This window comes from Bacillus sp. EB106-02-03-XG38 (assembly GCF_058792175.1).
In genome coordinates, this window is sequence record NZ_JBYTED010000004.1 from 395,793 (window position 1) to 420,501 (window position 24,709).

The window sequence follows — 24,709 nt, forward strand, 5'->3', positions numbered from 1 at the left end:
TAACTAAGTTATATTGAAGTAGAGGTGAACCATCGGTGAGGCAGGTGTTAGTAATTAAGAATGAAAGGTCTTTAGCGAAGAAAATCGTAAGCGGTCTAACGCAAGAAGGCTATTTCATTTTAAAACTTCACAATGAAAACCAAGGTTTAAATATAGTATATGAACAAGATTGGGATATTATCATATTGGATTGGGATTCATTAAGTATATCGGGACCAGAAATTTGTAGACAAATACGACTTGTTAAAACGACACCAATCATTATTGTGACCGACAATATTTCTAGTAAGGATTGCATAGCAGGGTTACAAGCAGGAGCAGATGATTATATTAGAAAACCATTTGTGAAAGAAGAATTAGTAGCAAGAGTTCAAGCTATTTTAAGAAGAAGTGACTATAACCAGCAAAATGAGACAAACTTTTTTCAGTTTAAAGATCTCTTTGTTGATGCATCTAGCAATATTGTGAAAAAAAGTGGCGAAAATCTCGTGCTTACTAAGCGCGAGTACGATTTACTTGTATTTTTAATCAAGAATAAAAATACGATATTGAGCCGTGAAATGCTTTTGAACCAGGTTTGGGGAGATAATGTAGTAGTAAATCCAAATGTAGTAGACTTATATATTGGGTATGTAAGAAAAAAGTTAAAGTGTGAGAGAAAAGACAGATATATTCAAACGATACATGGCAGAGGCTATTCAATGATTGAATGATAAAAATAAGATAATAAGATAGTTTCTGTGAAACATTAGCTATTACTGGGCGTATTTTGTAAGGGAAGGGCTCTGTCTCGCATACGTTGAGACAGTATTTAATGAAGGTTAATCAACAAACCTGACCGCACATATTACTTTTTAGACTTGATTTTATGAATTCGCACCATTCACAAGATTTTCACATAATTAACGACTATACTTATTATCAGGATGTTCAAATGAAAATGATTATCAATAGCAATTTAGATGTATGAAAGTTACTATCTAATCTATGGACGTCATCATTTTCGAACTAAATTACATAATAAGGAGTATACGTATGAAAAAAACTATGCTTTTAAAATTAGTAAGTATTCTAGCAATCTTCACTTTAATGTTAGTAGCTTGCTCAAATCCAAGTAATGACACGAAAGAGTCGAAGGCTAATAAAGAGAATGGTAGTGATAAGCCAAAAACGGTTGAAATCACTGATGCTCATGGAAAGGTTACTGTCCCTGTAAATCCAAAGAATGTAGTTGCTTTAGATAATAGAACGTTTGAAACTTTAGCTGATTGGGGAATTAAATTAGCGGCTGCTCCACAGGATATTATGCCTGCAGATTCAGCGTATAAAAATGATAAAACAGTTAAAAATATCGGGAATCACCGCGAACCAAACCTTGAAATTATTGCAGCAGCAAACCCTGAACTTGTAATCGTTGGTCAAAGATTTGCTGATCATTACGAAGAAATCAAAAAACTAGTGCCAGATGCAGCTGTTATTGATCTTAATTTTGATGTTTCTGAGAAGGCTACTAAGCCTGGGGAAAACTTAGTAAAAGGACTTAAAGATTCTACAACTACTTTAGGAAAAATCTTTGCTAAAGATAAAGAAGCTAAACAATTAGTAGCTGATTTTGATAAATCTATTGAAAAAGCAAAATCTGCTTATAACGGAAAAGATAAAGTTATGAGTGTTATCGTTACTGGTGGAAATATTGGCTTTGCTGCGCCGCACTCTGGTCGCGTTTGGGGACCAATGTATGACATTTTCGGTTGGACTCCAGCATTAGAAGTATCTAATTCTACTGCAGGTCATAAAGGTGATGACGTTTCTGTTGAAGCTATTGCACAAACAAATCCTGATTGGCTTTTCGTATTAGATCGTGATGCTGCAACATCTGATGCAGCTAAGTCAACACCTGCTAAGGATGTTATTTCTAAATCACCAGCTCTTCAAAACACAACTGCTGTTTCTAAACAACAAGTTGTTTATGCACCAGAAGATACTTACACAAATGAATCAATTCAGACTTATGTAGAGTTATTTGGAAATCTTGCAAAAACTTTAGCTAAGTAGTGTAAAGGGGTACGAAACAGTGTCAAAAAATATGATTTCTAGGGTTGAGAATATTTCTCAACCCCAGTTTTATAATCACAATAAAATATGGACAAAACCTTTTATAATAGCGGTTATAGTTGTTATAATTTTAGGGATTATATCACTGTTTACTGGAGTTTATGATATACGTGGACAAGAGGACGGAATGGAGATGTTTTTCATCACTCGTGTTCCGAGAACAGTTGCATTAATGCTTACTGGAGCTGCAATGGCGATGGCAGGGCTCGTCATGCAACTCATTACACAGAATCGCTTTGTTGAACCTACTACAACGGGGACGATTGAATGGTCAGGCTTAGGCCTGCTTTTTGTGTATTTACTATTTCCTGCCCCGACTTTAGTTCAAAGAATGACTGGTGCAATCATTTTTTCTTTTATAGGAACTATGATTTTCTTTCTATTTTTAAGAAGAGTTAAGCTTCGCTCATCTTTAATTGTTCCGATTATTGGATTGATGCTTGGAGCAGTTATTTCTGCAGTGTCTACTTTTTTGGGACTCCTTTTTCAAATGACGCAAAGTATTGAAACTTGGTTTGTAGGTTCATTTGCTAACATTCAGGTGGGAAGATATGAATATTTATGGCTAATTGTTATCATTACTTTGCTTATTTTTATGTATGCGAATAGATTGACTTTAGCTGGACTAGGAGAAGATGTCGCAACAAGCCTTGGCGTTAATTACAATAGAATTGTTCTTTTTGGGACTGCTCTTATCTCTGTTGCTGTTGGAATTGTTGCAGCTGTTATTGGACACTTACCTTTCTTAGGATTAATTGTGCCAAATATTGTTTCCATGTTTAGAGGTGATGATCTTAGAAGTAATTTACCTTGGGTTTGTGTGATTGGAATGGGGACAATCACTGCCTGTGACATCATTTCTCGAACAATTATAAAGCCTTTTGAAGTCCCTGTTTCTTTAATACTTGCAACAGTGGGAGCGGTCGTGTTTATTACTATTCTATTGAGACAAAGAAAACCAAGGAGGCTGCGATGATCACATTAGAATATAAAAATAAAGAAAATGTCGAAATCGATTCTAGCCTTCATAATGCAAGTAGATCAGCTAGTGCTTTTCGTTCTAAGAAGGAAGCAAGACGTTATTGGATTTTACTCATAACATTGATTGCTTTAGGTCTCCTTTCTTCATATGGACTTTTAGTTTATAACAACCCAGTTCCGATAGATTCACCTTCTTTTATCCCAGTTGTTCAGAGAAGGATAGTAGCTATCGTTGCAATGATTATTGCTGCAGTTTGCCATAGCTTGGCGACAGTTGCGTTCCAATCTATTACGAATAATAAGATTATTACTCCTTCACTTTTAGGTTTCGAATCACTTTATTCAGCAATTCAAACGAGTACAATATTTTTCTTTGGTGCTAGTGCATTAATAAACTTTAATGGAATTGGATCATTTTTATTTCAAGTTGTTGTGATGGTCTTCATGAGTTTGATACTTTATGGATGGTTACTTTCTGGTAAATACGGGAATTTACAACTTATGCTTTTAGTTGGAATTATTATTGGTACCGGGCTAAATTCTGTATCAACTTTCATGAGAAAACTACTTGCGCCTTCAGAATTTGATATTTTACAAGCGAGATTATTTGGTTCTGTTAATCATGCAGATCCTGCATATTTTCCTATTGTAATTCCTATGATCATAATTGTAGCAGTATTAATTTTTGCTCATTCTAAGAAGTTGAATGTTTTGTCATTAGGAAAGGATGTTGCTACTTCTTTTGGGGTTAAATATCAACCTAGTGTAATTTATACGCTTGTGTTAGTAGCTATTTTAATGTCTATCTCCACAGCTCTAATTGGGCCACTTACGTTCTATGGCTTTTTAGTAGCAACTTTGAGTTATCAGGCGGCGTCAACTTATGATCATAGATATATTTTCCCAATGGCTTTTGCTATAGGATTTTTAATAATGACGAGTGCATACTTTTTAATGTATCATGTATTCCATGCTCAAGGTGTAGTTTCAGTTATTATTGAATTATTTGGTGGAATCATATTCTTAACTATAGTTTTAAGGAAGAGGGCTTTATGATAAAAATTGATAATGTTAAAAAGTTCTATACTGATAAGGTGAAAATAGGACCTTTGGATATTGAAATACCAAAAGCGGGCTTTACTTCTTTAATTGGGCCAAATGGTGCTGGAAAGTCTACGACACTTTTGATGATTGGAAGACTTTTGGATATGGATGAAGGTCAAATCCAAGTAGCGAATATGGATGTTTCTGAATCCAAATCAAAAGACTTAGCAAAAGTTTTGACTATATTGCGACAAGAAAATCATTTTGTAACGAGGCTTACTGTTAGACAACTAGTTGGATTTGGACGCTTTCCGTATTCAAAGGGAAGATTAACGAAAGATGATGAAGTTATCATTTCTAAATATATTGATTTCTTAGATTTAACTAGTTTAGAGAATAGATATTTAGATGAGCTTTCTGGTGGTCAAAGACAAAGGGCATATGTAGCTATGGTATTGTGCCAAGAGACTGAATATGTGCTGTTGGACGAGCCTCTGAACAACCTTGATGTTGCTCGTTCTGTTCAAATGATGGAGCATTTGAGACGTGCAGCTAATGAATTCGGAAGAACAATTTTGACTGTTATGCATGACATAAATTTTGCTGCTAAATATTCTGATAAAATTTGTGCTATGAAAGATGGACAAATTGCTGCTTTTGGAACAGTAGAAGAGGTTATGGACCCAACACTTTTGACAGATATTTTTGAAACGAAAATAGAGATTATTAATGGTCCTTATGGGCCGATCGCTGTTTATTAGTTACAAAATTTTCTATTAAAAATTGAAATAACAGTTTCAATTGGAGGAACAACATTACATCCATCTTTCAGTATTAGTCATTAGGTATAAAAAAGCGCCCTGTAAGCAGGGCGCTTTTTTACTTAGTTATAAATTTTACTCTTTCCAAAACTGTTCTAGCAAAATAACAATCATAGTACCTACGAGTAATCCGTTACTTAAAACATATTGTAAGGAAGAAGGAACTCCGCTAAATACACCTTCTGGAAGAAACATTATACCCAAACTGATTAATAATGAAATTCCTAATATAGTGAATCGGCGTTGATTTAATTCTTCACGTAATATGGATTGAAATGAAATGCCTATTACTTGGACAAATGTTGCTAAAAGTGCAGCATTAGCAATAGGTCCTGGTAGCAAGGATATAAAGCTTACAATTGAGGGGATAAAAGAAATACATACTATTATAAGACTTGCTATAAGGAACGACTTCACTTTTCTTTGTCCTGTTAGTTGGATAAATCCTGCCGATGCAGGTAATGGTACAATTCCAATTGTAGAGAACAACGAAGAGATAATATGTGATATACCTCCGACCCATACACCACGGTTCAGTGTTTGCTTTTCATTTTCTTTAGATAACGGAGCCACTTGTTTTACAGCTGAAACAGCAGCAATCGTATTTGCAACTAAAAGAAATGTAAATAAAGTTGCAGTTAGAGTCATTCCAATATCGAATCTAGGCATGCCCCAAGCGAATATCTGTGGTAACTTAACTAGCGGCGTGTATGAAGGCATATGAGAGGACTTTCCTAATAAAGCATACAAAAGCCAACCAAATGAAATGCCAAGTAATACAGCGTAACTTTTCAGCCATCCTTTCCCTTTAATTGATAAGAAAGTAATAAGGGCGAAAACAAAGAGCGCAATAGTAGCTGTTGTATAGTCAGGATGAGTTGCAGATCCTTGTAATCCCATCATGCCTTTTAGTAACACACCACTAAGCTGAAGTGCTAAGATTAAAAGAAAAGTTCCTGTAACTAAAGGGGTAAATAAACGTAAGCTTCGATGAACAAGCCCTGTTATACCGAGAACGAAGAGTAATATACCTGCAATAATTAATCCACCTTCTAAAAGTTGTAATATATCTTTTGCACTTTGTCCTTGATGCATAGCGACTTGTCCCAATATGACAAATATACTTACCCATGAACCGGCTGGCCCATCCGCAATAGGATAGCGATGCCCAAACCATGCTTGTATAAATGAACTTACCCCCACTACTAAAAAAGTTCGCTGCATTAATGTTGAGATATCTTCTATTGGTAAATGGAATACGCCACCAATAATTATAGGTAATGCAATTGCATTTGCTAATAAAAACACAAACCACTGTAGAATACTGAAGCTCGTATCAAAGTATTTTTTATTCATATTAGTCTCCTTTGCCGAAAAAGAATTTCATAGTTAAAATCCATCCTTTCTACATAGTTAGAAAGGATGGATTTTGTAAATCTATAAAATCAATTTAATTATATAGACGAATTTTTAATTGTTTACCATGTACGGAATGGTAAGAATTTCCCGTTAAGTGTAATGACGATACGAGGATCGCCACCTTGTGGATCTTCTTGTGTATCCACACCAAGGTTGAAGTTAATTGCACTCATTACACCTTCGCCGGCTTTTTCTAAGATTAATTCTCTAATAGTTGGTGCATATTGTAACATCATTTCATATAAACGATATGCAATCGGGTCAGTAGGAGGCATTTCCATTACTTGGCCACGAAATGGAACTACTGTTAATGCTTGAACTACTTCTTCATCTAATTCTAATAGTTTACCGATTTTTTCTGCTTCTGGACGTGTCATTGTAGCTTGTCCTAATAACGCTGTTACAACCCAAGTCTCAGAGTTTTCACTTACTTTTGCAATTTCTTCCCAAGTTAACCCTTTTTTAATTTTTGCCGCTAGAATTTTTTGCGTAGCTTCTTGTCTATTCATATCTAATACTTGTTTTTTCATATCTCATAACTTCCCTTCATGTACGTAATAATTATTATTTTGTTTCACTATTTAACGCTTTATATCCATCAACCACTACATCTAATTTCCCTGTGTGAGGATCAATAACTAAACCATGTACAGGAACATCTTTTGGAATAAGTGGATGATTTCTTACTAAATCAACATTAGCTTGAGTTGAATCGCAGACATCATCGAATCCAAATAACCATTTTTTAAGGTCGATACCAGCATATTCAATTGCTGATAAAATTTCTGGTGAAGCTACTCCACGATCTAATATTTTTTGAAGTGTTCCTTTTGGATTCGTTTGGCTCGCACCACATCTATGGTGTCCAATAAGGAAGATTTCATCTGCATTTAAATCGTATACTGACGCTACAACACTTTGCATAACACTATCGAAAGCAGAAGCAATTTTACCACCTGCATTTCTGATAACTTTTGCATCACCATCATGTATATCTAAAGCTTTTGGAAGTAGCTCAATTAAACGAGCATCCATGCAAGAAACAACAACCATACGTTTTTTAGGCATCTTTGTCGCTTCACGAGGAGCGTATTCCTTATTTTCTACAAAATGTTCATTGAACGATAGAATTTCTTGTAATAACATATTTGTAACCTCCTTTAAATCTAGATGTATTTTTTTGTTGCGTCCTCTGTGTTATAAGTAAATATAACTGATAAATAATGTGATGTAAGAGGATAAACTAAGTATAGTGAATTGTATTGATAAGCAGAATAAGTTGGCGAAACACTTTCGGGCTTTCTACTTTCACGGTGAAAGGATTGGTTTATATCATTGATCAAACAGATTTTGAGATACTGAAATTATTAGGAGAAAACTCGAGAATACAATGGAAAGAACTTGGTCAAAAAATACATATGACAGGGCAGGCTGTAGGAAATCGAATTCGGAGATTAGAGGATCTAGGAATTATTGAACAATATACAATTGCAATAAACCGAATCAAATTAGGACAAGTAGTGACTGCATTTGTTACTTTGTTCGTAACAACAGCTAATCACCAAGAGTTTATGAATTTCTTTCAAGGAGAAGAAGGGATTTCTGAAGTACACCGTATAAGTGGTGAGGGGTGTTATTTATTAAAAACACATTTTGCTTCCAATGAAGACTTGGATAACTTTCTAGGACGACTATTAAAATACGGGAATTATCGTGTCAACTTATCAATAGGAAAGTTGAAATAAGGTTTCTTTTCCTTGGAGGGAATGGTAACATTATTTGCTAAACATTATTTGTATAGAGATAATGAAGTCGTTTAATGTTTATCTTAAATAGTCAGAGCCTTACTACAATTTATGTGTAGTAAGGCTTTTTTAAGGGAATCGTAAATAATTTCGCCTTAAAAAAATCCTGTAGCTCAGTACAGGATTTGTAATAAAATGTTTTTAAAAGCTAAATTGTGGTTTCATATCACCTTTATAAGGCTCATGTTCAACGAATATAGTTATGTCCTTACCAGCTTGGTCTTTACCGGTTCTTTTATACGTAAATTTATTCTTATTCAACTCGGTAAGTTCAAGGGCGGCACCATATTTATTATTTCCAATTGAAACATGAGCTCTTATTTTATTTTCGTGTACAACATCGAAGTAGCCGTAATCTCCGCGGCTTTGACCTGTTTCGCTATTGAAGAACTCATATTTATTAGACGTATCATTAAATTTTGCTAGACTTATAAAATTCGAATTAAATTGTGTTACATCGTTACCAGCTTCATCTAATACTTTTGTTCCATGCCAAAGGGTACCGCCTAAAATTTTATCTCCGTCAACATTTTTAACGATATCTCCTGTAGTAGAGTTCAGTTGTTTGTCCGGATCAGTGAAAGAAAGTTTTTTTTCTTTATATGGAACATGTTCAACGAAGACTTCTACATCTTTACCGTTAGCGTCTTTCCCCATTCTTTTATAAGTAAATACATTTTTATTTAGTTTTGTCATGTCAACAACAGCTTGATACTTCATTGATTCTGAAATTAGTATTCTCTTCTTCCCATCATTTGTGACAAAGAAAATTCCTTTATCGCCACGACTTGCACCCGATTTAGCATCAAAGAATTCATATCTTCCTGATTTAGCATCATATTTTGCAAGACCAATGAAGTTTGCATTCTCTTTTGTTAAGTCATTTTTATCTTTGTCATATACTTTTGTACCTTGCCAATTCATATCGCTAAGAATATTAGCCATTTTTTGTCCTTTCGTTAACTTATGTTCCTTTTTTGTTTCTTTAGCAGTTTGTTCTTGTTTCGGCTTACTATGATTTTCTTCGGCTTTAGTACCAACGCACCCTGTTAGTGCTAGTGTGAATCCGAGCAGTATGGATGATAGTGCTTTTGTTTTTTTGTTCATTTTTTATCGTCTCCTTATTGTATGATTTTCATGTTATTCACATGGTTTTAAGTAGTACGGTTTGTGATTAGCAGTTCATCCTTCTGAATTTTTGTTATATGAAAAGATTCAGAAGGATGAACTTAGTTGCTACGTTTATTATGTTAATACTCGAGTATTAACTGCCTCTAAATAAAACATTAAAAAAAGATAAACTAATTCCTAAAATTTGTTCATACTTATAAAAATAATCGCTAGTTTGCAGTATGTCTCTTTCGAACACTTACCAACGTTGTTCCTGATACTTCGAGTAATCCCAAAATACAAAGTACGGAAGAAGGAAAGGCGTTAACAATAATGTAATTTCTAATAGAGTTAATCGATTGTATTACAAAATTTTTGGGTGAAAACGTAGGGGGAATGGAAATCTTATAGAAGTTGTTTCATATAGGAAGGGGACGGCTATGTTTGATTCAACAGATTTTAAAATTATAAAGTTACTACAAGAAAACGCTAGGATGAATTGGAAGGAAATTGGAGAGAGAGTACATTTGACGGGCCAGGCTGTTGGGAAACGAATTAATAAATTAGAAGAGGCAGGTGTCATTCGAAAATATACGATAGATATCGACAGGGCTAAGCTGGAAGGGTCCATCATGACCTTTGTTACGCTATTTTTGCATGCACCACATTATCATAATCAAATGCAAACCTTTTTCGAAAAAACGGACGTAATTGCTGAAATGTATCGTATAAGTGGTGATGGGTGTTATATCATGATTCTTCATACATCTTCGCACCAGCAATTAGAAGAGACTCTTGCAGATGTTTTACATTATGGTGATTATCGTATAAATACTGTCATTAAGACAATCGAAAAAAAGAAAGAATAAGATATTTATTCTTTCTTTTTTCGTATGGAACTGTAATTCTTTATTTGCTTTTGTTTATAAAACTGCTCGCTGATATGACTTTTGCGTAAATATCACCAAACTCCAATGCACTCATGAACGATTGATGAGCGTGTGCTGCTGGGATTAGATTTCCTTGAAACTCTAAATCTTTTGTTGTACAAGCATCTTCAATTACAACACATTGAAATCCAAAATCACTGGCAGCACGTACGGTTGCATCAATACATACGTGAGTCATCATACCGCAAATGACTAGTTGGTCTATTTTCTCTTTCTTTAATGTTTGTAATAAATTGGTTCTAAAAAAACTGTTAGGGTGATGTTTTTGTATGACTATTTCGTTAGCAATCGGTTGTACATCATCATGAATTTGAACGCCCACTGTTTCGGGTAAGAAGAAAGTAGCTCCGTCATTGTTCGCAATATGTTGTACGTGAATAACTGTTTTATGATTTTCACGAAATACTTTCAAGACTTCTTTCGCTTTTTGTACGGCTTTTTCAGATTGATGTAATTCCATATTGCCGCCTTTAAAGTAATCATTTTGTATGTCGACTAACAGTAAAGCTTCGTTCATAGTTAATCCCCCCACATATATTTGTACAGTACGTTGTTTATACTGTACCGTTATTATATAAACTGTAGGTATGTGCAGGTAATAATGTCATGAAACGATTTTGACGCATATAGTTTCATTGTGAAAAAGCTCAAAGATACAAAGTGAAGATTGGGGAAGCGACTATATTAAGCGTAAATATCAGAATGGTGAAGTGATAGTGAAAGAGGACGATCATATTGGATTTAACACTTTTGTAATTATAATTTTGCTATAATAAATAAGTATTTACGTGAAGGGGAGTGTGAAATGAAGTTTAATATCGATCATTATATAGCTAGCGTTTTACAGTGGATATTAAATATAGCGTTAATTATATTGTCCATTGTTTTATCGATCTTTTTAATAAATGAGACAATCACATTTATTCAATACATATTTTCAACAAAGGAATATACGTCGTATAAATTGGTTGAGAGCATCATCGTTTATTTCTTATACTTCGAGTTCATCGCATTGATTATTAAGTATTTTAAGTCGAATTATCATTTCCCGTTACGTTATTTTATTTATATCGGGATTACGGCGTTAATTCGTTTAATTATTGTATCTCATGAGGAACCGATGGAGACGTTGTTATATGCAGGATCCATTCTCGTTTTAGTCGTTGCTTTATACATATCAAATATGAGAGATTTGAGAAAAGAGTAGTGCAGGCATAAGTTTGCACTACTTTTTTATGTCTTGACCTTCAAGTTGCTTGAAAGTTTACAATGTAAATAGGGCGTTTGAAATTGAAAAAAATTGAGAAATTAAGTGAAGAGGTTTCTTTTACTTGGAGGTTATAATAATGAGTCAGGAATTGAAGTTACGTCCTTTAGAACGGGAAGATTTAAAGTTTGTACACGAACTTAATAATAATGCACATATTATGTCGTATTGGTTTGAAGAGCCATATGAGGCATTTGTAGAGCTGCAGGATTTATACGATAAACATATACATGATCAAAGTGAACGCCGATTTATCGTTGAGAAAGATAATGAGATGGTTGGATTGGTCGAGTTAGTGGAAATCGATTATATTCATCGTAGAACAGAATTCCAAATTATTATTGATCCAAATTATCAAGGACATGGCTACGCAGCAGAGGCGACGCGCTTAGCGATGGATTACGCTTTTTCTGTATTAAATATGCATAAGATTTATTTAGTTGTGGATAAAGAGAATGAGAAAGCAGTCCATGTGTATAAAAAGGTTGGATTTATAGTGGAAGGCGAGCTTTTAGACGAGTTTTTCGTTGATGGTAACTATCATAATGCGATAAGAATGTGTATGTTCCAGAAGGAATATTTTAAAAATAAGTAGTTGAATGATTTGGAAGTAATGTTGACGCTTCATAAAACCGTGTGCTAAAATCCCTTTTAAGTATTAAGGAAGGTGCAGAACATGCTTTATATAAAATTTGTAAAACTCATTAGAAAACTTTGCTCCGCACAAATGTATACGGTGAAGCGTTGTACGGAGCTTAATCAAGGGGTATAAATCCCCTATATTCATCGGCTGAATAACTTTTCGAAAAAAGTATAGTTTACCTATGCTTATTTGGTTATGGTTTTTCAGCTGATGTATAAAATAGATTAAGGGGCCATAGACAATGCTTTGTCTATGGCCCTTTGTGTATATTATTCCAATGAGCTTTTACTGTAAATTGGAGTAGTATGGGAAAAATCACGAAGCAGAGGGCTAGTGTCGAATGACGCTATCTCTCTGCTTTTTTTAATTTCAGGAAAAGAGGAATAAAAATGAGTTTACTTAAAGTTGAAAGCTTATCACATAGTTTTATAGACAAAGTATTATACGAAAATGCTTCTTTTGATTTGCATAAAGGGGAACATATGGGGATTGTTGGACAGAATGGTGCGGGGAAAAGCACATTAATGAAAATATTGGTGGGGGAAATTATTTCTGATAAGGGGAGCATTAAGTGGCAACCGAATATTCAAATTGGACATCTTGATCAATATGCAGAAATTGATGGGAGCTATACCATTTCACAATATGTAAAGCGAGCCTTTTATGATTTGTTTGAAATGGAAAAGAGAATGAGTAAGTTATATGAAGAAAGTGCGATGACTGGAGATGAGAATCAACTATTGAAAGCAGCTGAAATACAAGAGCAGCTTGAAGCTCGTGATTTTTATTCAGTAGACAGCGTAATAAATAAGGTGGCAGTGGGTTTAGGTATTGATGCTATTGGGATGGATCGTGTTATTGGGGAATTAAGCGGAGGGCAACGGACAAAAGTAATTTTAGCAAAGCTTTTATTAGAAGAGCCTAATATTTTATTACTAGATGAACCGACAAACTTTCTTGATAAAGAGCATGTTGAATGGCTTGCTAATTATTTAATGAATTTTGAAGGAGCATTTATTGTCGTATCACATGATTTTGATTTTCTAGAAAAAGTGACTTCTTGTATATGTGATGTAGAGTTTGGAACGGTGAAGAAGTATTACGGAAAATACTCGGATTTTGTAAGACAAAAGGAGCATTTGCGAAAAGATTATATTCGTCAATATCATGCACAACAAAAGAAAATTGAAAAAACGGAAGAGTATATTCGTAGAAATATTGCTGGGGTCAATTCAAAAATAGCACAGGGACGTAGAAAGCAGTTGCAACGTATGGAAAGAATTGCGCCACCAAGTTTTACTCATAAACCGTCTATTCATTTTCGGGAACTTCCCATTTCAGTTCAGACAGTTCTTGAAGTAAATAATCTTGAAGTTGGTTACGATTTTGCTCTCTTACCAAAGTTGAATTTTTCAGTAATGGGTGGACAAAAACTTGTTATTACAGGTTTCAATGGAGTAGGGAAATCCACTTTGTTAAAAACAATCGTTGGAAATATTGCTAGTATTTCTGGAGAGTTTCACTTTTCAGAGCAAATAAAGATTGGATATTATGAGCAAGATTTAAATTGGAGCAATGATTCTTTAACGCCGCTTCAAATTATTTCAGAACAGTTTCCTAAACTAAATATGAAGGAAATACGCCATCATTTAGCTGCGTGTGGTGTGAAGGATACGCACGTTCCGCAAGAAATTCGTACGTTAAGTGGTGGTGAACAATCGAAGGTGAAACTGTGCGGATTATTGCTATCACCTTGTAACTGCTTAATTTTAGATGAGCCGACAAATCATTTAGATGCAGAAGCGAAGGGAGCTTTGCAAAAGGCGCTAATTCAGTTTAAGGGCAGTATTATACTCGTATCTCACGAAGCAAGTTTTTATCTTGATTGGGCAGATAGCATCTTAGATATAGAGACAGGATTAGTTAAGGAGGTGTGAAACATATGAGTGAAAACAATTGGAAAACGAAAATTATATTATTTTTGGCCGCTCAAACTATTTCGTTGTTCGGTTCCTCTCTCGTGCAATACGCGATTATATGGTATATCACCCTTACAACATCATCAGGGGTGATGCTGACCATTTCAACTGTTTGCGGCTTTCTACCACAAATTGCGATATCTTTGTTTGCAGGTGTTTGGATTGATCGTTATGACCGTAAAAAGATGATTATGTTATCGGATGGGGTTATAGCGATTGCGACGTTAGTTTTAGCAGTTTTATTTTTAACTGGATATAAAAGTATTTGGTTACTTTTTATAGTACTACTCATTCGTTCAGCTGGGACAGGGGTACAAACGCCAGCTGTGAATGCGTTAATCCCACAAATCGTTCCGAGAGATCATCTTATGAAAGTAAATGGGATGAATAGCAGTATTACATCTTTAATTATGTTTCTTTCTCCAGCAGCAAGTGCTGCAATTCTTTCTATTGCTAACATTGAAACGACATTTTTTATTGATGTTATTACGGCTATGATTGGAATTAGTATTATGTTTATCATTCAAGTGGAGAGACATGTGAGTGCAGAGAGTAAGCAAAAATCTAATCTACAAGGCATAAAAGAAGGCTTTGCCTATTTAAAAGAAAATGTATTTATTAAAAGGCTACTCTTTTTATTAATTATTGTCATGATTTTAATAAGTCCAGCTGCCTTTTTAACTCCTTTAATGGTAACTCGTTCTTTCGGTGCAGAAATGTGGAGACTTACTGCTAGTGAGATGACTTTTAGTGCGGGAGCGGCAGCTGGTGGCATATTGATTGCAGCGTGGGGGGGGTTCCGTAATCGTATGCATACAACAGCGCTAGCTTGTGCGTTGTATGGACTGCTTATGATTGGACTAGGGATCGCTCCGGTATTTATTATGTATTTAGTATTTAACTTTTTAATTGGTATAACAATGCCATGCTTCAATACACCGGTTAACGTGTTGTTGCAGGAAAAAGTAGAACCTTTCATGCACGGGCGAATGTTTAGTCTTGTACAAATTGCTAATTCATGCGCGCTTCCTTTAGGAATGATACTATTTGGCCCATTGGCTGATATGTTTAGTGTAGAAATTTTGTTAATTTATGCTGGGATATTCGTATTGTTGTGTGCGATTTATGTTGTAGTAAGTAAGAGGTTTGAAGTGTAAATATTTATGTTTGAAAAGGTTTGTGAGGCAATTTAAGTTGCTTCATAAAACTTTTATTTTAACTATAAGCCAATAATAGTTTATCGAAAAACGATAAAAAGTTATTGACTTATAGTTATGTTAAATTTATTATGATGGTAGTAAAAGGAATACAAATAAGTGAATTATGAAGTTTAAGGAGAATATATTATGAAAAATAAATTTTTATTAGCTATCGTACTGCTATCGTTAGGAGTTACTTGTTTATTAATGCACGGGGCAACTAGTAAAGTAGCGAATAATGGTTTGCTTATAGAACCTTTCTTTTTCCTAGTACCAATAAGTTATTTATTGTTCTTTAGTGGTATTGGTGTATTACTATTTGGATTTATTACTTCGAAGTTGAAAAAACAGTAATAGACAAAATAGAACTTTAGTATGTGGGGCCAGCCTGATAGGTTATTAGCTTACGGCAAATCGAATTTTATGAGCTAAAACACCTACTATGAAATAGAAACATATAATCTGGAAGAAAAATAATAAGTGAGCTGAGTCATAATGAAACATTATTTTTATAATGGTAGACAAGTGGGAGCAGCTATTACTTTGGCTGGAGCACAGGGGACAATTCATGCTGTGAATCAAGCGATTCAAATGCAACAACAAGTATATTTTGCACAAATGATGCAAGGGCAGTATATGTCGTACTCACAGCCTCCGATGCAAGTTGTACATTATGATGTGCATCCAGCAGTTTCATTTTCCATTCCATATGGCGGGACATACTTCTTATAAAAGAAAGCGACTGATCAGAGTCGCTTTCTTTCTTTATATGCCGCCTAGCTTCATTCCAAGGAATGCGAAGAGGATACCGATTATGTAAGTAGTGCTTACGTATAAAAGGAGTGTGCTAAATTTTTTAAGAGTGAGAAGCTGAACAGATTCTAATTTAAACGTCGAAAATGTCGTGAAGGCACCCATAAATCCAGTCCCTAATAATAATTGCCAACTTGTAGAGACTTCATTACCAATTATATATCCGAGTAAAAATGCGCCTGTTATATTAATGAGAAATGTTGCGATTGGAAAGGAAGTTTTATTTCTTTTTTTAAACCAATTGCTAATTGCAAATCTTGTAATAGCACCGAAAAAACCGCCTATTGCTACTAATAAAGCTTCTATCATAAGTGATCACCTTCCGCAAGGTGTTTCTTAATTAAGAAATCACCTAGTGTATAGCCAAGAGCAGACATAATGAGACCACCAAGTATGCTGCATGATACATATAAGAAAGCAGTACTCCATTCAGAGTGATTGATTAATTGTACAGTTTCTACACTGAATGTCGAAAACGTCGTAAAGGAACCGATGAATCCAGTTCCAATGCCTGTAATAATCTCTGAGGGCAAGATATTTCTCCGAGCGACATACGTAGTTAGCCACGCTAATAAGAAGCAGCCGGCTAAGTTAATCAGTAACGTAGCTAATGGAAAAGAATGATGCCATGAAGTGTGAATAGTAAGACCTAAATAATAACGAGAGAGGGCTCCTAATATACCGGCAATGCCAACAATAATATAAATCAATATCTTCACCTCTTTAAGTAGCTTGCTCAAAAAAATAGACTCCTACCAGTAGTGATACTGGTAGGAGTCATTAGCTAAGCAGCGCTTATGGCGAACTCCATCGCCTATGGTTATTACATATAGTGTACTAAACATCGCGCTTAATTTCCAGTGAAGGAGTTAGGGGATTTTGTATTTTTGAGAATGTAAGAGCAAGAATTATTGTTTATAAACTAAATATAGTGATATAAGGTTTTTGGTGTGATAAAATATTTCTTATGTCTGTCATTCAGTTTTAGTTAACTGAAAATAAAGAAAATTAAGTTGTCTGTTTTAGAAAAGGGGCGTTTATTTGAAAAAATTATTAAAAATAGTACTTATATGTATTTTAGTAGGATTGGGAGTTGTAGGTGGTTTTTTAGCGTATATGACACTTACAAAAGAACAGCCTGCTGATGTTATAAGCTTGAAGGTGGAAAATAATAAGGAGCGCGTATTAGCGCCTGACAATGAGTTTAAAGTTACAACGTTTAATATTGGATATGGTGGATTAGATAAGGATCAAGATTTCTTTATGGATGGCGGGAAGGGGTCTGGTTCAAGTAGTAAAGAGCAAACGGAAACAAACTTAAAGAATATGCTTTCGTTTTTACAAAATGAGAATAGTGATTTTGCGTTATTACAAGAAGTTGATATAAAATCAATGCGATCTTTTGATGTAAATGGGCATGAGTTTTTGAAAAAGGGATTCCCTGATTATGCATCGTCATTCGGGAAGAACTATGATACAAAATGGGTCCCTGTCCCAATTACAAGTCCAATGGGATATGCGGAGGCTGGATTAAGTACGTTTTCTAAATATAAAGTTCAAACAGCAGAGAGGTTCCAGCTTCCTGGAATGGAGCCTTGGCCGAAGCGTTTGTTTGATTTAGATCGAGCGATTGTTGAGCACAAAATACCTGTTAATAATGGGAAGTTTGTTAGACTCGTAAATTTACATTTGTCTGCTTATGATGAAGGCGGGAAAATTAGAAAGCAACAAGTAGAGTATTTAAAAGAATATATGAACAAGCATTATAAAAATGGCGATTACGTAATAATGGGCGGAGATTGGAATCAGTTACTTTCTGATGTTCAGTTAAGTGATCCGAAGTTTGTGAAAGAGCGTCCAGAATGGTTAGTAGAGTTACCAAAGGACTTTACTGATGGCGGCTTTAAGTGGGCTGTAGATCCGTCTGTTATGACTGTAAGAGATGATGTGAAGAAATATGTGGAGGGTGAAAACTTCGTCACGATTATTGATGGCTTTATCGTTTCACCGAATGTGGAGATTGTAAATGTACAAGGGAAAGATTTAAAGTTTGAGAATAGCGATCATAACCCAGTGAGTGTGGTATTTAAGCTGAAGTAATTAAGTGTGGAAGGCGGGACTTTATATATGGAGTGGTTAAAGAAGACTTGTTTTTCTAACCTGGAGAAAGAATCACAGAAAAATCATTTATTGCTGTTTATCACGATTTGTAGTTTCTTCCTTGGAATAATCGCGATTGGATATTACGGATATATTTTTACAGAGAGAGCAATAGCTTTTTGGGTTTGTGGTATTTCTGTTGTTGTATTTGGAACACTGTTTACTTTTATAGAAAGCATGGAAGCGATGTATAAATATATCATGACATTTATGCTGCTTATTATGTCTTTTATTATGGTACAAGCTTTTAATGAAAGTCCGGCTGTATTTCAAATGGTCTATTTTACATTAGCAGTTTCACTCATTTATTTAAGTGAACGTCTCGTTATCATTCTTGGCGGAGTAGCGGTTGTGATCACATTTATTCTTTGTAGTTATTGGCCGGAGCAATTTTTTGCTTATACGGCAGCATCTGAAGCTGCAAACTTTGCAAGTTTGTTAGCGATTGTAACGATTGCGATGTGGGGCGTAACGAAGATTGGCTCTAATCTGCTAGCTCGTTTAAGTGATGAGAAGCAAGAAGTAATGAGGAAAGCTCAGGAGTTAGAAGAAACGCAAAGACTTATTGAGGAAACGGTTGTAAAGTTAGATAGTAATTTCAATCATTTAAGACAAAATATGAATACATCGATGGAGTCGATGAGTGAAATTAATTTCGCTTTTGAAGAGGTAGCAGTTGGCACTCAATCACAATCAGAGATGATGCATCGTTCAGTAGAAGTATTGAATGATATGGAGGGGAATATTGAACAAATCATTTCTCAAGTAAGAAATGCCTCGATTCGTGTTGATGAAAGTTTAGAGATTTCAAAGGGCAGTGTAAATACTTTACGAAATTTTGAAGCGAATATGAGAAGTTTAAATGATGTTGTTTCACAATCAGGAATTATATTTAGAGATTTAATGATGCAGTCGAAGCAAATTAATGAAATTGTAGATGTAATAACGAATATTTCTAGTCAGACGAGTTTGCTAGCTTTAAATGCAAATATTGAAGCGGCAAGAGCGGGTGAGCATGGAAAAGGATTTGCTATTGTAGCGAATGAAGTATTAAAGCTTGCAGAAGAATCAAATCGTTCTGCGGGGAGAATTCAAGGTATTTTGAAGGAGTTTAGTAATCAAGCAAGTAAGGTGGAAGTGCAGGTAGAAAAATCAGAAAGAGTACAAGAAGAATGTAACGAAATGTTAGCAAGCGTTTTAACAAACGTAACGGATTTAGGAAAGTTTATTGATGCAATTAATGATGTAATGAGAGAGATTGTGGGTCATCAAGAAAGTTTCCAAGTTAAAACGACGAATATCGTAAAGGATGTTACACATGCTTCTAACGTAATTCAGCAAACTTCTGCGGCTACGGAAGAAGTGTTAGCAAGTGTGGAAGAAGAAAAACATCGAAATGATATATCAGTGAAGACGTTACATACTGTTAGTGAGCAAGTGAAGTTGCTAGAAAATATTTTAGAAAAGTAATATCGCTTCAAAGGGGCACACGATGTGTGCTCTTTTTTCATTTAAACGAATACTTAATCGGAATTTAATTGCTTTTCTGCGCGTTTTCTGCCAAGCTTAAGGAGATAAAGTGAGACTAATACCTACTCATTATTAGTTGAACCTCGCGAATAGCGAGATAAAATACTTCAAAGAAAGAATTATATAGGTGACGCATATGATCGAAGTTAAGACTTCTGAACTTAGTGATGGGGAATTTAATAGAGGTGTATTTGCAACTCGTGATATTAAAAAGGGTGAGCTGATTCACTCAGCACCAGTTATCTCTTATCCGAATGAACAGCACGAACACATTGAGAAAACGTTACTTGCTGACTACGCATTTGAGTATGGGGTAAATCATACGGCATTCCTGTTAGGATACGGTATGTTATTTAATCATGCATATAATCCGAATGCAACGTATGAGATTGTCTTCGAGAATCATACGTTTAACTTCTTTGCTTACAAAGATATAAAAGCGGGAGAAGAGATTCTAATCAATTATAATGGTGAAGTTGATGACGATGAGCTATTATGGTTTGATAAGGAAAAAGAAGAGAACGAAAAGTAAATTAAAATAAGTAATGAAAGGGATGCTTTTACATAGGTAAAAGCATCCCTTTTTTAGTAATGAAAATAAAGTAAAGATTACAAAAAAATACCACTTTATTTTCGTGTGATATAGTAAGATACTGAAGGATAGTGTTTTGAAAAAGTAATATATTTTACAAATTGTTGTCTTTCTGATGACATGTCAAGTTTAGTAGCTCATTTGGGTTGCTTTATTATGCAATATATATTTTAATATGAGTGGCACCTCTTATAAATTAAGAGGTTTATAGGTGTCTCGAATTGATTTTGGGTACACTGTATCCACCACTTTAGGTTCATTTCATGTATGTGGGGATATTATGGGCCCGTATAACGGGATAAAAAGAATATAGAAATAGAGGAATCGTAAAATGAATATGCAAGAGGTTTATGAATATTTAAGTACGGTATTGCCTGAAGGTCATGTGAAACAAGATGAAATGTTAAAGAATCATACGCATATTAAAGTTGGTGGAAAAGCAGATGTGTTCGTTGCACCGACAAATTATGATGAAATTCAAGAAGTTATTAAATATGCTAACAAATATAATATTCCAGTTACGTTTTTAGGAAATGGATCGAATGTCATTATTAAAGATGGTGGAATTCGCGGGATTACAGTAAGTTTAATTCACATTACAGGTGTGACTGTAACAGGAACGACAATTGTAGCACAGTGTGGTGCAGCAATTATTGATGTATCACGTATTGCATTAGATCATAATTTAACGGGTCTTGAGTTTGCTTGTGGCATTCCAGGTTCAGTTGGCGGAGCATTATATATGAATGCTGGTGCTTACGGCGGTGAAGTATCGTTTGTATTAACAGAAGCTGTTGTAATGACAGGTGATGGAGAGCTACGTACTTTGACGAAAGAAGCATTTGAATTTGGATATCGTAAGAGTGTATTTGCGAACAACCATTACATTATTCTTGAAGCGAGATTTGAACTTGAAGAAGGTGTACGTGAAGAAATTAAAGCAAAAATGGATGATTTAACGTTCAAACGTGAATCAAAACAGCCTCTAGAATATCCTTCATGTGGTAGCGTATTTAAGCGCCCACCAAATAACTTTGCTGGTAAATTAATTCAAGAATCAGGACTACAAGGTAAACGAATTGGCGGAGTGGAAGTTTCTCTAAAACACGCTGGATTTATGGTGAATGTGGATAACGGAACAGCACAAGATTACATTGATTTAATTCACTTCGTACAAAAGACAGTTGAAGAGAAATTTGGCGTGAAGTTAGAGCGAGAAGTAAGAATTATTGGAGAAGATAAAGAATAAAAATACGTATAAAACTGCGAATTATTTTAAAATAACATTTGGGTATTGTTGACAATTTGTTTTCAATTCAATATAATGGCTAATAATTTAACAAATAACATACGTTGAAAGAGCCCAGTAGCAGTTTGTCACTGTTAATGAGAGAGCTAGGGGTTGCTGGAACCTAGCACAAACAAACTTGCGAATTACACTCTGGAGTATCTTAGGTAATGCTAAGCGGATTGGCAATCGATATTGTTGCTAAGAGTGGTATGAGTAGCTATGCTCTTCATACAAACTGGGTGGTAACACGGTGAATAATCGTCCCTATGTCATAGACATAGGGACTTTTTGTTTTCAAAAAAATAGAGGGGATGACAAAAGATGAATATCATTGATGAATTAGAATGGCGCGGTGCCATTAATCAACAGACGGATGAAGAAGGTTTACGTAAGCTAGTAGAAGAGAAAAAGATTTCACTATACTGCGGAGTTGATCCGACTGGTGATAGTATGCATATTGGACATTTGATTCCGTTTATGATGATGAAGAGATTCCAGTTAGCTGGCCATCATCCAGTTATTTTAATTGGCGGGGCAACAGGAACAATTGGTGATCCGAGCGGACGTCAATCAGAACGTCAACTTCAAACGTTAGAAGTTGTTCAGCATAACGTGGATGCGTTAACAGCGCAAATGAAAAAGCTATTTGATTTTGGCGGAAATAGCGAAGTAAAGATGGTAAATAACTACGACTGGACACATGAAATAAACATTATCGAATTTTTACGTGATTACGGAAAAAACTTTAGCATTAATAGCATGTTAGCGAAGGACATTGTAGCAAGTCGTTTAGATACAGGAATTTCTTTCACAGAATTTACGTACCAAATCTTGCAAGCGATGGACTTCCATCATTTATACACGAAAGAAGATGTTCAACTGCAAATTGGCGGTAGTGACCAATGGGGCAATATTACGAGTGGTTTAGATTTAATTCGTAAGTTAGAAGGGCACGAAGCGAGAGTGTTCGGACTAACAATTCCGTTATTATTGAAATCAGACGGTACGAAGTTTGGTAAATCAGCAGGTGGTGCGGTTTGGCTTGATCCTGAAAAAACAACACCGTTTGAATTTTACCAGTTCTGGGTGAATACAGATGATCGTGATGTTGTTAAATATTTGAAATACTTTACGTTCTTAACCAAAGAGCGCATTGATGAATTGGTAGTGAAGGTAGAAACAGAACCTCATAAACGTGAAGCGCAAAAAGTATTAGCGGAAGAAATGACGAAATTCGTTCATGGAGAAGAAGCATTCCTGCAAGCTGTGAAAATTACAGCGGCGTTATTTAGCGGAGATATTAAATCGCTAACAGCCGATGAAATTGAGCAAGGCTTTAAAGAGATGCCAACGTTCCAGTCTTCAAAAGAGACGAAAAACATCGTAGAATGGCTAGTTGATTTAGGGATTGAACCATCTAGACGACAAGCACGTGAAGATATTAATAACGGAGCTATTTCGATGAATGGCGAAAAAGTAACAGATGTGGGTACGGATGTTACGGTAGAGAATTCATTTGATGGACGATTTATTATTATTCGTAAAGGGAAGAAGAATTACAGCTTAGTGAAGTTAGGGGAATAGTTTGTGTGAAAGGATGGGGGTAGAAAGAATACTTCCATCCTTTCATATACACAATTTAGACATAAAATAATCAGTAAATTTAGATAATTAAAAGGGTTATATTCTTCATCCGCCGAATAAATAAGTTAGAGGAAATTACGGACAAAAATAGCCCGAACCATGCAGGGCATGATTCGGGCTTATATTCAGATTAGTAAGCTAAGCTGAATAGACCTTTAATGTGTGATAAGTAACGAACGTTACTTGCTTCTTTCATTAATGATGCTGGTAAGCCTTTAAGTGGAGTATTACTTGCTCCGATTGTAGCAACAGCATCTTTACGTCCTAGACTAGCAAGTGTTCCAGAGTTTACAGGTGCGAACTCTTCGAATGCTTTGCCTTCTAGTGCTGCGTATAAGTTGTATCCAATTAACTCACCCATTTGCCAAGCGATTTGTGCAGTTGGTGGGTATGGACGTCCGTCTGGAGCGAAGACAACAGCGCTGTCTCCAGCAACGAATACGTCTTTGTGAGAAGTAGATTGTAGGTATGCATCAACTGTTGCACGACCACGGTTTACTTCAAGACCTGATTCACCGATTAGTGGGTTACCTTGAACGCCACCTGTCCAAACGAATGTGTTAGCAACAAGTTTTTGACCGTCTTTTAAGTCGATTTCATTGCCAGCAACGTTTGTTACAGGAAGACCAGTTAAGAATGTAACGCCGCGTGCTTCTAGGCTAGTAGTTGCACGTTCGATTAAGTGGTCTGGTAATACTGGAAGGATTTTTGGACCTGCTTCAACAAGAAGAAGTTTAACTTCTTTTGGATTTACGCCGTGGCTTTTTGCAAGTTTAGGCATAATGTCAGCAAGCTCACCAACTAGCTCAACGCCAGTTAATCCGCCACCACCGATTACGATTGTAGCATCAGCTTCGTTTTTCGTTTTCGCGTATTCACGAATACGGTCTTCAACGTGTTTGTAGATTTTGTTTGCATCAGCAGCAGATTTTAATACCATGCTGTTTTCTTCTAGTCCTGGAATACCGAAGTAAGCAGTTTTACTTCCTAAAGCAACTACAAGTGCATCGTAAGATAAAGTAGTGCCACCAGCTAGTTTGATTTCTTTGCTATCAACTGAGAATGACTCAACTGTTGCGATTTTAAGATCGATATCTTTACCTTTGAAAAGCTTTGTAAGTGGCATTGCAATTGCTTGCTCAGACACGTTACCTGCTGCAAGGCGGTGTAATTCAGTGATGATTTGGTGTGTTGGGTATTGGTTAATCACTGTAACTTGTGCTTCTGATTTGCTGTAATATTTACGTACGTTTAAAGCGGCAAGAAGACCGCCATAACCAGCGCCTAAGATGACAATTTGTTTTGACATAGTATGATATCCCCCGTCTTTACTAATTGTTGTTATA

At 35.3% G+C, this 24,709-nt stretch carries 26 protein-coding genes, 1 riboswitch and 1 other annotated feature; of the genes, 18 read left to right on the forward strand and 8 right to left on the reverse strand.

What is annotated here, in order from left to right:
- Window positions 1-35 precede the first annotated feature (35 nt).
- The 5 genes from AC3WTI_RS20660 (at window position 36) to AC3WTI_RS20680 (ending at window position 4,901) form a co-directional block, all read left to right on the forward strand.
- The gene (locus AC3WTI_RS20660) at window positions 36-713 is read left to right on the forward strand and encodes a response regulator transcription factor (RefSeq protein ID WP_097840946.1); all 678 of its coding nucleotides are present in this window, start codon (window positions 36-38) and stop codon (window positions 711-713) included.
- A gap of 322 nt (window positions 714-1,035) precedes the next feature.
- The gene (locus AC3WTI_RS20665; protein ID WP_098904023.1) at window positions 1,036-2,055 is read left to right on the forward strand and encodes a siderophore ABC transporter substrate-binding protein; all 1,020 of its coding nucleotides are present in this window, start codon (window positions 1,036-1,038) and stop codon (window positions 2,053-2,055) included.
- Window positions 2,056-2,074: 19 nt separating this feature from the next.
- Window positions 2,075-3,091 carry an ABC transporter permease gene (locus tag AC3WTI_RS20670; RefSeq protein ID WP_061679285.1) on the forward strand — a complete coding sequence of 339 codons (1,017 nt, stop codon included), beginning with the start codon at window positions 2,075-2,077 and terminating at the stop codon, window positions 3,089-3,091.
- Entirely contained in the window at window positions 3,088-4,152 is a 1,065-nt protein-coding gene (locus tag AC3WTI_RS20675; protein WP_087959326.1) for an iron chelate uptake ABC transporter family permease subunit, read from the forward strand. The genes AC3WTI_RS20670 and AC3WTI_RS20675 overlap by 4 nt, the downstream gene beginning before the upstream one ends.
- Entirely contained in the window at window positions 4,149-4,901 is a 753-nt protein-coding gene (locus AC3WTI_RS20680) for an iron ABC transporter ATP-binding protein (protein WP_087959327.1), read from the forward strand. Before AC3WTI_RS20675 ends, AC3WTI_RS20680 begins: the two co-directional genes overlap by 4 nt.
- A 135-nt stretch (window positions 4,902-5,036) precedes the next feature.
- On the opposite strand, the gene AC3WTI_RS20685 is transcribed toward AC3WTI_RS20680, so the two are convergent.
- From AC3WTI_RS20685 to AC3WTI_RS20695, 3 genes are all read right to left on the reverse strand, one after another.
- The gene (locus AC3WTI_RS20685; protein ID WP_098904024.1) at window positions 5,037-6,317 is read right to left on the reverse strand and encodes a purine/pyrimidine permease; all 1,281 of its coding nucleotides are present in this window, start codon (window positions 6,315-6,317) and stop codon (window positions 5,037-5,039) included.
- Between the two features lie 122 nt (window positions 6,318-6,439).
- Entirely contained in the window at window positions 6,440-6,889 is a 450-nt protein-coding gene (gene cynS, locus AC3WTI_RS20690; protein ID WP_097840961.1) for a cyanase, read from the reverse strand.
- 55 nt (window positions 6,890-6,944) lie between these two features.
- Window positions 6,945-7,526 carry a beta-class carbonic anhydrase gene (locus AC3WTI_RS20695; protein WP_097840948.1) on the reverse strand — a complete coding sequence of 194 codons (582 nt, stop codon included), beginning with the start codon at window positions 7,524-7,526 and terminating at the stop codon, window positions 6,945-6,947.
- Window positions 7,527-7,693: 167 nt separating this feature from the next.
- On the opposite strand from AC3WTI_RS20695, the gene AC3WTI_RS20700 reads away from it, so the two are divergent.
- Window positions 7,694-8,125: an Lrp/AsnC family transcriptional regulator gene (locus AC3WTI_RS20700; protein WP_002008929.1), complete on the forward strand. Its 432-nt coding sequence runs from the start codon at window positions 7,694-7,696 to the stop codon at window positions 8,123-8,125.
- A 201-nt stretch (window positions 8,126-8,326) separates the two neighbouring features.
- Here the strand turns inward: AC3WTI_RS20700 and AC3WTI_RS20705 are convergent, their stop codons facing one another.
- Window positions 8,327-9,292, reverse strand: coding sequence for a DUF4822 domain-containing protein (locus AC3WTI_RS20705; protein ID WP_097840949.1), 966 nt, complete (start codon window positions 9,290-9,292; stop codon window positions 8,327-8,329).
- Between the two features lie 443 nt (window positions 9,293-9,735).
- Here AC3WTI_RS20705 and AC3WTI_RS20710 point away from each other — a divergent pair, with 443 nt between their 5' ends.
- Window positions 9,736-10,164, forward strand: a complete 429-nt coding sequence (locus AC3WTI_RS20710) for an Lrp/AsnC family transcriptional regulator (protein ID WP_098904025.1) — start codon at window positions 9,736-9,738, stop codon at window positions 10,162-10,164.
- 40 nt (window positions 10,165-10,204) lie between these two features.
- Here AC3WTI_RS20710 and AC3WTI_RS20715 read toward each other — a convergent pair whose 3' ends face one another.
- Complete coding sequence (locus AC3WTI_RS20715; RefSeq protein ID WP_098904026.1) at window positions 10,205-10,762, reverse strand: cysteine hydrolase family protein; 558 nt, start codon at window positions 10,760-10,762, stop codon at window positions 10,205-10,207.
- Between the two features lie 288 nt (window positions 10,763-11,050).
- Between AC3WTI_RS20715 and psiE the strand changes: the two genes are divergently transcribed.
- The 6 genes from psiE (at window position 11,051) to AC3WTI_RS20745 (ending at window position 16,065) form a co-directional block, all read left to right on the forward strand.
- Window positions 11,051-11,452 (forward strand): phosphate-starvation-inducible protein PsiE, encoded by a 402-nt coding sequence (psiE, locus tag AC3WTI_RS20720; protein ID WP_000671179.1) that lies wholly within the window; start codon window positions 11,051-11,053, stop codon window positions 11,450-11,452.
- A 139-nt stretch (window positions 11,453-11,591) separates the two neighbouring features.
- Window positions 11,592-12,107 carry a spermidine N1-acetyltransferase gene (speG, locus tag AC3WTI_RS20725; RefSeq protein ID WP_000076820.1) on the forward strand — a complete coding sequence of 172 codons (516 nt, stop codon included), beginning with the start codon at window positions 11,592-11,594 and terminating at the stop codon, window positions 12,105-12,107.
- Between the two features lie 437 nt (window positions 12,108-12,544).
- Window positions 12,545-14,092 carry an ABC-F family ATP-binding cassette domain-containing protein gene (locus AC3WTI_RS20730; RefSeq protein ID WP_097840952.1) on the forward strand — a complete coding sequence of 516 codons (1,548 nt, stop codon included), beginning with the start codon at window positions 12,545-12,547 and terminating at the stop codon, window positions 14,090-14,092.
- A 5-nt stretch (window positions 14,093-14,097) separates the two neighbouring features.
- The gene (locus AC3WTI_RS20735) at window positions 14,098-15,291 is read left to right on the forward strand and encodes an MFS transporter (RefSeq protein ID WP_142306596.1); all 1,194 of its coding nucleotides are present in this window, start codon (window positions 14,098-14,100) and stop codon (window positions 15,289-15,291) included.
- Window positions 15,292-15,480: 189 nt separating this feature from the next.
- Window positions 15,481-15,687 carry a DUF3955 domain-containing protein gene (locus AC3WTI_RS20740; RefSeq protein ID WP_087959337.1) on the forward strand — a complete coding sequence of 69 codons (207 nt, stop codon included), beginning with the start codon at window positions 15,481-15,483 and terminating at the stop codon, window positions 15,685-15,687.
- A gap of 138 nt (window positions 15,688-15,825) precedes the next feature.
- Window positions 15,826-16,065: a DUF3947 family protein gene (locus tag AC3WTI_RS20745; protein WP_087959338.1), complete on the forward strand. Its 240-nt coding sequence runs from the start codon at window positions 15,826-15,828 to the stop codon at window positions 16,063-16,065.
- 33 nt (window positions 16,066-16,098) lie between these two features.
- Here AC3WTI_RS20745 and crcB (AC3WTI_RS20750) read toward each other — a convergent pair whose 3' ends face one another.
- Both crcB (AC3WTI_RS20750) and crcB (AC3WTI_RS20755) read right to left on the reverse strand, forming a co-directional pair.
- Window positions 16,099-16,455: a fluoride efflux transporter CrcB gene (crcB, locus tag AC3WTI_RS20750; protein WP_097840954.1), complete on the reverse strand. Its 357-nt coding sequence runs from the start codon at window positions 16,453-16,455 to the stop codon at window positions 16,099-16,101.
- Complete coding sequence (gene crcB, locus AC3WTI_RS20755; RefSeq protein WP_142286741.1) at window positions 16,452-16,856, reverse strand: fluoride efflux transporter CrcB; 405 nt, start codon at window positions 16,854-16,856, stop codon at window positions 16,452-16,454. The genes crcB (AC3WTI_RS20750) and crcB (AC3WTI_RS20755) overlap by 4 nt, the downstream gene beginning before the upstream one ends.
- A gap of 54 nt (window positions 16,857-16,910) precedes the next feature.
- Window positions 16,911-16,970, reverse strand: a riboswitch (Fluoride riboswitch).
- A 217-nt stretch (window positions 16,971-17,187) separates the two neighbouring features.
- Here crcB (AC3WTI_RS20755) and AC3WTI_RS20760 point away from each other — a divergent pair.
- The 5 genes from AC3WTI_RS20760 to tyrS all read left to right on the forward strand — a co-directional run bounded on the left by AC3WTI_RS20760 (window position 17,188) and on the right by tyrS (window position 23,303).
- Window positions 17,188-18,246, forward strand: coding sequence for an endonuclease/exonuclease/phosphatase family protein (locus AC3WTI_RS20760; protein ID WP_253621667.1), 1,059 nt, complete (start codon window positions 17,188-17,190; stop codon window positions 18,244-18,246).
- A 27-nt stretch (window positions 18,247-18,273) separates the two neighbouring features.
- Window positions 18,274-19,776 carry a DUF4077 domain-containing protein gene (locus AC3WTI_RS20765; protein ID WP_087959341.1) on the forward strand — a complete coding sequence of 501 codons (1,503 nt, stop codon included), beginning with the start codon at window positions 18,274-18,276 and terminating at the stop codon, window positions 19,774-19,776.
- Window positions 19,777-19,972: 196 nt separating this feature from the next.
- Window positions 19,973-20,368, forward strand: a complete 396-nt coding sequence (locus AC3WTI_RS20770; RefSeq protein ID WP_000573651.1) for an SET domain-containing protein — start codon at window positions 19,973-19,975, stop codon at window positions 20,366-20,368.
- 391 nt (window positions 20,369-20,759) lie between these two features.
- Window positions 20,760-21,677 carry a UDP-N-acetylmuramate dehydrogenase gene (gene murB / locus AC3WTI_RS20775; RefSeq protein WP_087959342.1) on the forward strand — a complete coding sequence of 306 codons (918 nt, stop codon included), beginning with the start codon at window positions 20,760-20,762 and terminating at the stop codon, window positions 21,675-21,677.
- A gap of 95 nt (window positions 21,678-21,772) precedes the next feature.
- Window positions 21,773-21,988, forward strand: a binding site (T-box leader).
- 52 nt (window positions 21,989-22,040) lie between these two features.
- Window positions 22,041-23,303 carry a tyrosine--tRNA ligase gene (gene tyrS, locus AC3WTI_RS20780; RefSeq protein WP_087959343.1) on the forward strand — a complete coding sequence of 421 codons (1,263 nt, stop codon included), beginning with the start codon at window positions 22,041-22,043 and terminating at the stop codon, window positions 23,301-23,303.
- A 190-nt stretch (window positions 23,304-23,493) separates the two neighbouring features.
- Here the strand turns inward: tyrS and AC3WTI_RS20785 are convergent, their stop codons facing one another.
- Entirely contained in the window at window positions 23,494-24,672 is a 1,179-nt protein-coding gene (locus AC3WTI_RS20785; protein WP_000043198.1) for an NAD(P)/FAD-dependent oxidoreductase, read from the reverse strand.
- Window positions 24,673-24,709 lie beyond the last annotated feature (37 nt).